At 41.5% G+C, this 11,744-nt stretch carries 14 protein-coding genes; 5 read left to right on the top strand and 9 right to left on the bottom strand.

Annotation, left to right across the window (positions count from 1 at the left end):
- Positions 1–132: 132 nt before the first annotated feature.
- From PGX78_RS03215 to PGX78_RS03185, 7 genes are all read right to left on the bottom strand, one after another.
- A complete protein-coding gene (locus PGX78_RS03215; RefSeq protein WP_270445368.1) occupies positions 133–621 on the bottom strand; it encodes a low molecular weight protein-tyrosine-phosphatase in 489 nt (162 codons plus the stop codon).
- Between the two features lie 172 nt (positions 622–793).
- Positions 794–1,222, bottom strand: coding sequence for a hypothetical protein (locus PGX78_RS03210; RefSeq protein WP_270445367.1), 429 nt, complete (start codon positions 1,220–1,222; stop codon positions 794–796).
- The gene (locus PGX78_RS03205) at positions 1,219–1,461 is read right to left on the bottom strand and encodes a hypothetical protein (RefSeq protein WP_270445366.1); all 243 of its coding nucleotides are present in this window, start codon (positions 1,459–1,461) and stop codon (positions 1,219–1,221) included. The genes PGX78_RS03210 and PGX78_RS03205 overlap by 4 nt, the downstream gene beginning before the upstream one ends.
- A 211-nt stretch (positions 1,462–1,672) precedes the next feature.
- Positions 1,673–2,029 carry a hypothetical protein gene (locus PGX78_RS03200; protein WP_270445365.1) on the bottom strand — a complete coding sequence of 119 codons (357 nt, stop codon included), beginning with the start codon at positions 2,027–2,029 and terminating at the stop codon, positions 1,673–1,675.
- A 375-nt stretch (positions 2,030–2,404) separates the two neighbouring features.
- A complete protein-coding gene (locus tag PGX78_RS03195; RefSeq protein ID WP_270445364.1) occupies positions 2,405–2,596 on the bottom strand; it encodes a hypothetical protein in 192 nt (63 codons plus the stop codon).
- A gap of 117 nt (positions 2,597–2,713) precedes the next feature.
- Positions 2,714–3,586, bottom strand: a complete 873-nt coding sequence (locus PGX78_RS03190; protein WP_270445363.1) for a MuF-C-terminal domain-containing protein — start codon at positions 3,584–3,586, stop codon at positions 2,714–2,716.
- Positions 3,587–4,337: 751 nt separating this feature from the next.
- Positions 4,338–6,158, bottom strand: coding sequence for a PrpR N-terminal domain-containing protein (locus PGX78_RS03185; RefSeq protein WP_270445362.1), 1,821 nt, complete (start codon positions 6,156–6,158; stop codon positions 4,338–4,340).
- Positions 6,159–6,459: 301 nt separating this feature from the next.
- Between PGX78_RS03185 and PGX78_RS03180 the strand changes: the two genes are divergently transcribed.
- From PGX78_RS03180 to PGX78_RS03170, 3 genes are read left to right on the top strand one after another with little or no spacing between them, the layout of a single operon-like run.
- The gene (locus PGX78_RS03180) at positions 6,460–7,653 is read left to right on the top strand and encodes a CaiB/BaiF CoA transferase family protein (RefSeq protein WP_270445361.1); all 1,194 of its coding nucleotides are present in this window, start codon (positions 6,460–6,462) and stop codon (positions 7,651–7,653) included.
- Positions 7,654–7,664: 11 nt separating this feature from the next.
- Positions 7,665–8,570: a hydroxymethylglutaryl-CoA lyase gene (locus PGX78_RS03175; protein WP_270445360.1), complete on the top strand. Its 906-nt coding sequence runs from the start codon at positions 7,665–7,667 to the stop codon at positions 8,568–8,570.
- A gap of 24 nt (positions 8,571–8,594) precedes the next feature.
- Entirely contained in the window at positions 8,595–9,869 is a 1,275-nt protein-coding gene (locus PGX78_RS03170) for an SLC13 family permease (protein ID WP_270445359.1), read from the top strand.
- A gap of 413 nt (positions 9,870–10,282) precedes the next feature.
- On the opposite strand, the gene PGX78_RS03165 is transcribed toward PGX78_RS03170, so the two are convergent.
- Positions 10,283–10,897, bottom strand: coding sequence for a DDE-type integrase/transposase/recombinase (locus PGX78_RS03165; RefSeq protein ID WP_270445358.1), 615 nt, complete (start codon positions 10,895–10,897; stop codon positions 10,283–10,285).
- 102 nt (positions 10,898–10,999) lie between these two features.
- Complete coding sequence (locus PGX78_RS03160) at positions 11,000–11,212, bottom strand: helix-turn-helix domain-containing protein (protein ID WP_270445357.1); 213 nt, start codon at positions 11,210–11,212, stop codon at positions 11,000–11,002.
- Positions 11,213–11,409: 197 nt separating this feature from the next.
- Between PGX78_RS03160 and PGX78_RS03155 the strand changes: the two genes are divergently transcribed.
- Positions 11,410–11,622 (top strand): helix-turn-helix domain-containing protein, encoded by a 213-nt coding sequence (locus PGX78_RS03155; protein WP_178471484.1) that lies wholly within the window; start codon positions 11,410–11,412, stop codon positions 11,620–11,622.
- Between the two features lie 15 nt (positions 11,623–11,637).
- Positions 11,638–11,744, top strand: a 107-nt coding sequence (locus tag PGX78_RS09490; RefSeq protein WP_442864789.1) for a DNA cytosine methyltransferase, incomplete at its 3' end; no start/stop codon positions are given.

Genomic DNA, 11,744 nt, shown 5'->3' with positions numbered 1-11,744 from the left:
GACGAACTGTCCCGGCAGAGCCGTCCGAGCAATCTGCGGCGATTCAAAGGTCAACTTGTAAATAGCTTCCGTAATGGCCTCGTTGCCTATGACACGGGCCTCTTCCAAATACTTTTTCACCCTAAGTCCCCCTTAGTTTTTCGCAGCTTTATCTGCCAAATCGGGATTGGCTTCCAGAAGGCAGTGTAATAATTCGTTGCATCCCGCTTCCACATCCCGGTAGGTCTGTTGAAAATCTCGCGTATACCACGGGTCGGCAATGTCTCTGTCTTCACCGGCAAAGGTCAGGAGAGTGTACACCTTTTCGGCATCGTGAAGCCCCGTAATCCGTTCAACACCGCGTATATTCTCTTCATCAAAGACAATAATATAGTCATACGTATTATAATCATCCTTCGTCATCTTCACGGCTCGACGGGGCGTAAAGGGAATCCCCTTTTCCGTCAATACATCCTTCGTAGCGTAATACGTATCGTTACCCGCTTCGTCATTCGTCGTCGCCGCTGAAGCCACTTCTATCTCACCGGAAAGACCGGCACGACGAACGATTTCTTTCATATAAAATTCCGCCATAGTAGAACGGCAAATATTCCCGTGACATACAAATAAAATCTTAATCACTGGCCCTGACTCCTCCGTCATTCACATGTACTGATACATCTTGTTTATTGTAACAGAAATGCGCTGACCTTTCATTAAGAAACCTTGTAAGAAATAAGATTTCCAACAACTTCGCCGCCTTGCAGACCGCTATAAAAAAAGAGATTCGCCGTCCTATGAGCGAACCTCTTTTTTACGATATATCTCCGTACACTTTAATACCGTATTTTCTCGTATCGGCCCGTAAACTTTCCATTAAACGGCAATTTCTTGCACTCTCTCCGACGATAAGCGTAATTGTTCGCCCCTTTTTACGTTCCAAATACACCATATATCGATTGCCCGATCCGTAGCGTCCCCGAACATGATGTACCTGAATGGAGCGAATATCTTTTAAAGGAATCGTCCTCGGACCGAACTGAATAGCCCCGTGAATATAAAAATTTCCCTCGGCAATACGATAAGCCTCAAAAAAACTCCCGCCACTGCGAAGCGAGGCCGTAAGTCGACGAATGACGATAACAAGAACGACACAGCACAGAATCATGAAAGCATTCCGAAAAAGAGGAAATCTTCCCATAGAATAAAAGCCTACCCAAAAATAATGAATATATTCCGTCATCTGCCTTTCCCTTTCATTTCCCGTCTTAAAATATATTCCGTCACGGCAAAAACAAGGACTAAGAGCGGGCCTCCTTCAATGACGACAATAGGCAAAGCCTGAATAAGGATATAGTAGAAGACACTTCGCTCATAAGGGTCGTATATATTCCAATGTTCCGTATTGATCAAATCCCCGACAAAGACCAAACGGTCTTCATACCAACGCAGGAAGGGCCCCGGATGGGAATCGGAAATCATCGACACCGTCCCTATCACAAATACAAGAAAGTATATAAGAGCAATAACCGTGACCCGCTTCCATACACGTCGAAATACGTGCAGACAAAATCGGTCCCTGTCTTCAGCCGACAGCCGGTCCCAAGTCACATCCTTACGACACTCTTTGTTAAACCGATATACAACATACTTATATAAAAAATGCTTACGTATATCTATCTTCATAAGAAACCTAGCCTACACTACTCATAACCTTGCCGATAAAGTAAATAAAATAGATGAAACCGCCGGAAATGACAAGATAGACAAAAGACCCTAAGGTGACGGCAAGCTCCTTATGATGCCCTGCCCAGCCCTTACGACTATACCAAACGATAACGGCTATTTTCAAAATAATACTTAAAGCCATAATATAAGGCAGTCCTGTAAAGGCATAGGCAATCAAATACCCGCCCACAGCAGATATTACGGATTCACCCTCATCACCCAATCGCAATCCGATGCCGACGAAAAAACTGCAAAATAAAGACAAGTCTAAAAGTACGGATACCAGCAATAACTTACGCCCTAATCCTTTTAAAAAATCCATACCTACCTCCGCATCTACATATCATAATGGTAATATACCATACTTCCTGTCCCTTCACTATACAGGCGACACGAAGACGAAAAAAAGCCGACGTACATACGTCGGCAAAAGCCCGTCAATCTGAATATCCAATGCGGGCAACCGGTGCCAGTGCCGCCTCGTTGGATATTCAACCCGACACATCCGGTGAAACAAGTATATCAGAATATAAAAAACGCTCAAACCCGATATAAATAACGAACATGTGTTACACACGTTCAATATAATATCAAGAATGAGCTTAGTTCCCGACAGTCGGAGCGTCCCCCGCGGGCAACCGGTGCCAGTGCCGCTTCGTCTGACGCTAGACCCGACACATCCGGTAACTTGAGTGTATCAAACACAAGGACGAACGTCAATAAAGGGAATGTCTACTTCGTACTGGTATGACGGTAGTCCTTTACTTTTTGCGTGTTTTTTATATGCCCGGGCCGTCTTTTTGTTTTTAGTCGTGTAAATACTCCAGCCGTGTACCATATCCCCGGCACCGGTAAGGGCTTTTTCCAGGTTAAACTCGTTGAAGTCCATGCCGCTTCCATGCCATGCACGTTGGTAGTGGGTTTCTTCGTCCTCTTCATTGGTTTGGTATAAATCCCAATTTTCTTTCTTTAATTTGACAAGGTCGTTCTCATCAGGTATACTATTCTAGAATATAAGGTCAACAACGGTTTTATCAGGTATGGCGGACTGTACCGCCTCTGATTTTAACCATTGTCTGACCTTATTTTTGTTTGCGTACAACAGTTTCCCTTTATCTATTTCGTTGAAGAAATATTTATATTTCGGCTTTTTAGGATCTCCTTTCTTTTCCGGTCTGTAAGTAGGTTCATACGATGACACCATTATATTTGTGGCTCCGGCTGTTTTATCCGTTTGTGTTGATAACTCTAGTGGTACGATTATATTAGTTCCGGTTTTCCCTTTAAGGTCAACAACAATTACTCTGCGAGGATTTCCGCTCTTTCCATTGTATGTATTAAATATCATTAACGGGTCTGCCAGCGCTCTAGGAAGTTGTTTCATATGGTCCGACTCTAACTCATCGCTGTGCTTCCCCTTTAAGGCTTTATGTAGTTCACGGTTACTTATTCTTATTGGCAATATTTCGGCTCCGACTAATTTCATAACAAGCGGTGTCGTCATTACGTTAACCGTTTTTTCTTTTAATTCGTCCTTCATGAATTTATCTATCGCCTCAGAAAAGTTTCGTTCATCTCTTTCTAATTTTTCTTCCGGCGTTACAAGTTGGTTAAATTCCTTATATCCCATATTCACCGCATGTTCAGCCATAAAGTCCTTGGCCGTATAGGCCGTGTCGCCGTATTCGTTGCGGATTCTTGCCCAGCTTTCGGCCATACGTGCGTAAATGAAGGCGTTTTCATTAGCAGCTAATTTGGATTTATCGCTACCGTCTTGAAGGCGATTTGCGACTTCGTTATATACTTCGTAACCTTTCTTTGTGAGAGATTGCTTTACGGCGTAATTGCTCATAGCTAACTCTTTAATTTTGTCTTCCAAACCCCTTCACACTTCGTATTTTGCCTTTAAGGAGTTTGCGGGATATGAGCACTGTTGCCGTAGTTGTAGTTCCCTATTATCTCTCAAACGTATAATATCTACCCTAAAGGACCGTAGAGCTATTCACTCTACGGTCCTTTGTAATACTAAAAAGCGAATAAAAAAACGCTCAAACCCGATATAAATAACGAACATGTGTTACACACGTTCAAAATAATATCAAGAATGAGCTTAGTTCCCGACAGTCGGAGCGTCCCCCGCAGGCAACCGGTGACAGTGTCGCTTCGTCTGACGCTAGACCCGACACATCCGTAACTTGAGTGTATCAAACACAAGGACGAACGTCAATGAAGGGAAAACAAAAAACCGGCGTACATACACCGGTAAGAATTAAAATTAGTGAGTCCGTCCGAGTATCCGCGACCCACGTCCCGAGACGGTGTTGCAACGCCGGATACTCAGCCCAACACCACGGGCAAGATCAGTATAACCACTCTCATAAGAATCCGTCAAGAGAAAATCATGTTTTCGTTCCAAAATAAAAAGGTGCTACTGCTGCGGTCGATGCTAGTAAGAACCCCGGCCATACGTCCGAATGCAACAGCAGAAATACAACTTTACACGGCAAATGTAGCAAATGGGTGGGAACTTGGCAAGGGAAAATCAGATATTACACATACAAGTCGTATATCAAAGTTTTATCCGACTTTTAGGGTATGATCTGTGCTTGCAGCGGTCTATTTAATGTCTATTATTTCTTCATAATTCGCCATACAGTTGTCCTGCTGACAGCTAACAAGTCGGCTATTTTTTCGTTAGTATATCCTAATAATTCTTTAAATTTTTCAATTCGTTTTCTTAATTGTGCATTATTTTTCGATTTAGCTCCATCCGAATAAGGGTACATACATTTAACTGCCTCTACAATATTTTTTTCACCGATTGATTTGATTAAACACTCATATCTCCAATCGGCCGTTCTATAACTGGATTGTTCAAGTATTTTTACATATTTTATAGAAACAGTTCTTAGTTCAGTGACATTACCGGGCCAAGTATATGTAACTAAAAGTCTTTCCATCTTCTCAGTCACGGATTGGATTTTCTTAGATTTGGTCAAACTGAGAAGATACTTCATAAATAAAGGTACTATATCTTCAATTCGCTGCCGTAAAACAGGTATTTGTAATTGATTTATGGACAGAGCTTGTCTTAAATCCGGACGAATCTTCTGTTCTTCATCAGGGAGAGCTACCGTATAAAAAACGATATCAAAAATATCCGGTAATGCCATTCCCGGTAAAAATATCTGTTTATGATAGATTGCATTGCTCAAAATTGCTTGTACTCGTAATGAGGCCATTTCTATGTTTTTTAATATAACGCTTCCCCCATTTGCATCCACAAGCAATCCATCAATTCGGCATCCTTTTTCTATATATCCGTAAAATATTTTATTAGCATTGTCGTCATCAACCAGAGCTAAATCTATGGTTATACAAGTTTTGTCGGCTCTATGAGATGCATTATGCAGACACATGGCTATTTCTTCTCTGGCTGTTCCGATTTCTCCTAAAATCATAGTATGATCTTCTACCGGAATTATATTATGACAACTATCCACCAGTCCTTTCATTCTATTAGAATATGCCGTAATATTTTTCAATTTATACACCGGAAAAGGATTCTTTATGCTTTTCCCCTTTCGCCTTAAGTTATGCGGATTAGGATGGAATGACATAATAACACCGCTATTTTTCCCATAAACGACGATCTTCTCCATAACGCACCGCATCATAGTGTTAGCAATCAAATGATAACTGTCGTTTGAACAAGCTTCATTTTCCATAAGCTTTTTATACGGCAAATTAGGGAAGAGTTCTTCAACGCTCATAGACTGAAGATCCTGAGCGGACGCTTGTATATACTTTTCCATAGTCTTATTCATAAATTCAATTTTTCCGTCTTTATCGGTTATAACAATCCCTAGTTGAGCCGTGTACAAAACAGATTTAAAAATTTGCTTGTTTCGCTTTGTTTCAGATAATTGGATTGCCAAGTCTCTGGCCCTTAAACAGGCTTCTCTAATTGTTTCCTCACCGGCATACAGCCTCACATAAGGTTTATTCAATGTAATTGCAAGATCTATTGTCGCTGCCGCTCCTATAACCACTTCGCAATCAGTCTTTTCAATAGACTCTTTCAAATCCGAAACATCGTCAAATACTATAGGACATACCATAGTCTCTGACAATTGCTCATACATGGACAAACGAGGGACAACCGTAGCATCTTTATGATATACAACACCGATTTTGGAATATCCCAGTTGTTTTGCATGTTGTATAGCAACCATATAATCTATATCTCTAACACGAAACTCTATCAGCGGCAAGGAGTAGTTTCGTTTAAAGCGTGCCGCACTACCGCCTCCTGTAACAAAAACCTGTGTACCCTCCTTTAATGCCGTTTGAACAACTTCATCCTGATTTAATAAATCCGCTTCATACAAATCATAATTCGTGTCGGTATGATCCAGTTCACTGATTACCGTCTTTGCTAATTCCCACATATAAGAAAAACATAATATGCAAACCTTATACTTATCTTTCCGGACGGACCCATTCATAACTTTACAACACACATCCCTTCATACCTATTCATTTCTCTCATACATCGAAATTAAGTCGCCATCTTACATCACGTGTTATATGCTTTTTAGTTTCATTTATTTTATATTGCTTGTTTATGAAACATTTTTTGTTCATTTTCGCCTTTTTTAACACAATTATACATTACTTGTTCTCTATTTTAACATAATAACCATCAAGAATGTTCTTATTTATTTTGATTAAAAGACAGGATGTGACGAAATGAAAAAAGCATTGGAAGACATTATTGTATTAGACCTCACACGTGTACTTGCCGGTCCTTACTGCACGATGATGTTGGCAGACTATGGTGCAAATGTAATAAAAATAGAGGTCCCCAACAAAGGCGATGATACTCGTGCATTCGGCCCCTTTAAAAACGGTGAAAGTCTTTACTATGCTAACGTAAATCGAGGCAAAAAAGGCATTACGTTAAACTTGAAATCCGAAAAAGGAAAACAACTCTTTCTCGATTTAGTCAAAAAAGCCGATGTAGTTGTAGAGAATTTCCGTCCCGGAGTTATGGATAAGCTCGGAATCGGCTATGACACTTTAAAAGAAGTAAATGACCAAATTATTTATGCTGCAGTTTCCGGCTTCGGTTGCTATGGTCCTAAATCCGATCGCCCCGGATACGATATCATTGCCCAGGCTACCGGCGGACTCATGAGTATTACCGGAGATCCCGGCGGACACGGCATTCGTGTCGGCAACGCTATGGGCGACGTTCTGGGCGGCATGAACTTAACCATCGGCATACTGATGGCACTCCATGCAAGAACACTCATACATAGAGGCCAACGAGTAGACGTATCTTTAGTTGACTCCGTAGTTTCCAGCTTAGAAACAGGAACACAGCGTTTCTTCGCATCGGGAAAGCAGCCTGAATTAATGGGCAACCGTTATGCCGCCGCATACCCGTATGATTCATTCCAAGCCAGCGACGGTTTATTTGTTATCGGCTGCGGCAATGATAAGTTATTCTCTCTATTTTGCAACAAGGTAATTAATATGCCTGAATTGTTGTCTGACCCCAGATTCGAAACAAACTTGAAACGCTGTGAAAACCACCAGGAATTAAAACCCATTATAGAAGAATGGAGCCGCCATCTTACAATCGACGAAGCCGTTACACTTCTAAATGATGCCGGAGTTCCTGCCGCACCTATTAACGGTCTAAAACGTGTAACAGAAGACGAACATATTGCCGAAGCCCGAGAAATGTTTGTATCTTTACCTCACCCGGTTATCGGAGATATGAAAGTCAACGGCAACCCGGTTAAATTAATGGATACCAAAGTGCAAATCTCCAGACCCGCACCGGCATTAGGACAAGATACAGAAGATGTATTATCCGCTCTCCTGGGTCTTAATAATGCCGAAATTGAAGAATTGAAAACAAATAATTATATTTAGGAGGATCTGTAATGGATATTAAATCTGTAAATTTTGTTGAAGTTGGTCCCAGAGACGGTTTTCAGAATGTAAAAGAATATATTCCTCTCGAAAAAAAACTTCACATCATAGATATGCTGATTCAATCGGGAGTTAAGTCTATGGAGCTCACCTCTTTTGTGCATCCCAAGGCCATTCCCCAAATGAAAGACTCGCACGATGTAGTCATTAAAACGCTCGAAAAGCACGGTTCTTCCGACGTTGATTTTTTTGCACTCGTCCCTAATTTATTTGGAGCAAAGGCAGCTGCAGAATGCGGTCTAACCAAAATTGATACGGTTATTTCGGTAAGCGAATCTCATAATAAAGCAAATATAAATCGTACTGTTTCCGAGTCCTTAGAAGGATTAACCGCTATTCGCCAAGAGTTGCCTGATATGGAAATAATTCTTTCTTTAGCAACTGCCTTTACTTGTCCTTTTGAAGGCATTACGCCTATAGATAATGTACTGTCTATCATCCGTAAAGGCGTTGACTTGGGAATTCATCAATTCTGTTTAGCCGACACAATAGGCCAAGCCGATCCTTTAATGGTACGAAATACCGCTAAAGCCGTACTCAAAGAATTTCCTAATGAACATTTCGAATTGCATATTCATGATACTCGAGGGATGGGCCTTGCCAGTACATTAGCCGGAATTGAAGCCGGAATTAATTCAGTTCAGGCTGCGGTCGGTGGTCTCGGTGGTTGCCCGTTTGCTCCCGGAGCCTCCGGTAATGTAGCTTCCGAGGACTTGATATTCATGTTAAACGCTATGAACATTCACACCGGCATAGACTTCCAAAAGATGCTTGATACGGCACTATATGAAACGACAATTATATCCGGTAACTACAGCGGTCACCAAATACACATCAACACCCCCTGCTCCAACTAGGTTAGTCACAACGGAGGTATACTTATGGAAACGATTATGGAGATGGATTTACTTGCATTAGTATTGTTCATTGTTACTATAGTTCTTGCTTTTATACGAAAAGTAAATATAGGTATTTTAGCAATTGCTGTCGGCGCGATCGCAGTCCGTATATTCGGTTTAACAGACAAACAGTTAATCAGCGGCATCAGCAGTTCTATGTTTTGTACCTTAGTAGGCATAACTTTCTTATTTGCCGTAGTAAAATCTACAGGAGCCTTAGATTTATTGGCTGAAAAAATAATCTCAGCCACGGGGAAAAAAGTTTGGCTTCTTCCGATTGCAATCTACATAGCCGGATTTATTGTTGCAGGTGTAGGCCCCGGTGCAATCCCCGCGTTAGCAATCATCCCGGCTATAGCCGTTACAACAGCTTTAAAAGTAGGTTACAATCCGATTATGTTAGCCCTCATAGGTGAATTCGGATTGATAGCGGGCCGAATGACCAGCGTTACACCCGAAGCCGCCGTTATCACTAGTGCAGCAGCTACTTCAGGTATTGATAATGTAATGCCCGCTATACTGGCTTGTCAGACAATCATTACCCTTGTCATATCTATCCTTGTATTCATTTATTTCAAAGGATATAAATTGACAACGACCAATGCAACGGTAACAAAACCCGGTCCCTTTACTGCTAAACAGCTGATTGCTTTAAGCGGTATATTATTGATGTTAGTATTAATGATTGTATTCAAAGTCAACATCGGTCTGGCAGCCTTTATATCCAGTGCCCTTTTAGTCCTATTCGGCATCGCTCCCGATGGAGAATGCTTAAAAGCCCTTCCTTGGGGAACAATTATTATGGTATTAGGTGTCGGCGTCTTATTAACCATCGTAGATAAGGTTGGCGGAATAAAGTTACTGAGTGCCGCAATTTCTTCCATTATGACCAGTAATACGGCCATCCCCCTTATGGGTGTGTCGGCAGGATTACTCAGTCTGGTAAGTTCCGCATTGGCAGTCGTATATCCTACTATGATGCCCATGTGTACCGATATAGCTGCACAAGTCGGTGGAGTTGAACCGCTTGCCTTAATGGCAGCCGTCGGAGCCGGAGGCTCTTTAGCCGGAATTTCTCCCATGTCAACAGGCGGAGCTCTAATCTTAGCCGCAATGGGGACCAACGTAGAAAACTTTACCTCTACCCAACAAGCTAAAGTATTCGTTCAGTTACTTATGGCGGCGGTCGCTTCCCTCGTTGTCATTATAGTCGTATCAGCGTTACTGTTTGACCCGATTGTTTCATTATTTATATAAATGTCTCCTCTTTTTCAAACATTGAGGGTAAGTGAACAAACGGTATTACTCGGCACCGAACACTGTTGTGTTCGGTGCCTCTTTTGTGCCATACCCGTTTTGGCGTTCAATAATATTGAGGTCAGCTCCTACTCAGTGCTGACCTCAATATTTGTTATAAAATAAAAAACGCTCAAACCCGATATAAATAATGAACATGTGTTACACACGTTCAAATAATATCAAGAATGAGCTTAGTACCCGACAGTCGGAGCGTCCCCCGCAGGCAACCGGTGCCAGTGCCGCTTCGTCTGACGCTAGACCCGACACATCCGGTGACCCGATTGTATCAAAACATAAGGACGAACGTCAATGAAGGGAAATGACTACTTCGTATAAGTACTGTAGTGTATCAAGACATTTGTGACAAGGACTCATGCAGAATGAGCTAAGAAGAATTCTGTCATCAATCCATTGGGTGATTTAAATCCAAGTGTTCGTTGCACGATGTTGTTATAACGGCTAATATACCGTTTATGAGTCTTGCAAAGTACTTCTATTGTTCTAAAGCTACGATGATAAAAGCTCTCTCCGTCTCTTCTATGTCTACGCTCAACCTTGTCGTTTTGCCACGGTGAGAATAGTCGGGTCGTTTTATGTTCTATCTTTAGCCATTTTGCTACCACATCAAACTGACAGATTCGTTCACTGATTCTCATATTCGTAAACTCTCTACCATTATCTGTTTGTACAGTGCTTATCTTAAATCCCATCTTGGATTCCAACGTCAACAAGAACTCACTCGTATGGGTAACGCTTTTTTCATCAACAATAGCCGCCACTCGTTTCCTTGAATATTCATCAATGGCTGTAATCTGATAGTACTGCGTCTCATTCGGGTTTTCCTCGATACATTCCCAGGGAACATATTTTATATCCACTTGTACCTTCTCACCCGGATACGATACTACGTCCGGCTTCCATTCACTTTTGGGGAAATTCTTGACCTTTTTTACCGTGAACTGATGCTTACGTATTTGCCTACACACAGATCCACATGAACGAGTATATCCCCGTTTACACGATTCTATGTATACTTGATCCAGACCTTCGTGACGATATCGCGTATTCATCTGACGAACTATAGCTAATTAGGCTGTCGTGTGTTGGTTGGGCTGTGTATGCGGTCTTCGGCTTAAAGGTCTCAACGAATCTAGGGTTCCGTCATATCTTTTGAACCACCGTTGCACCTGTTGTCTGCTCGTATGATAACGCCGAGCTGCCTCTGCATTGTTTCTATGTTTAATGGCAAATTCACATATCCGTTTACGAAGTCTCAGTTCTTCGGTTATAATAGGTCTCATAAGAAGGGTCTCCTGTTATCTTGTTGGTTTGGTCACTTGCATTATAACAGAGTTCCTTCTTATTTTTTTATTTCTTTGTCACATATGTCCTGTTCTCTTACATAAAATTTATGCATTCTCGAAGATTATATTGGTTTTCTCGCAAATTCGTGGTAGAATGCGGTGTGATGGGTTATTATGCATGGAGGTATTCACACATGGCAAACATAAGCTATAAAAAATTATGGAAACTTCTTATTGATAAAAACTTAAAGAAGAAAGACTTACAAAAGATGGCAGGCATCAGTTCATCCTCCATCGCAAAACTTGGTCGCAACGAAAACGTCAATACAGAAATCATAAATAAAATATGCAATGCCCTTGATTGCGACACAAGCGACATTATGGAAATGGAGAGTGAGGAGGCTTGATGCCTCGGAGTTATTATGCTTAGAAGATATAAAACAATCGACTTGTTTAGCGGTTGCGGAGGAATGTCGCTCGGCTTTCAAAATGCGGGATTCGAGATTCTCGCCGCATATGATAATTGGAA

It is taken from the genome of Megasphaera sp. AF13-6AC (genome assembly GCF_027685385.1).
GTDB lineage: Bacteria > Bacillota > Negativicutes > Veillonellales > Megasphaeraceae > Megasphaera > Megasphaera micronuciformis.
This window is presented reverse-complemented; position numbering and strand designations above follow the sequence as displayed.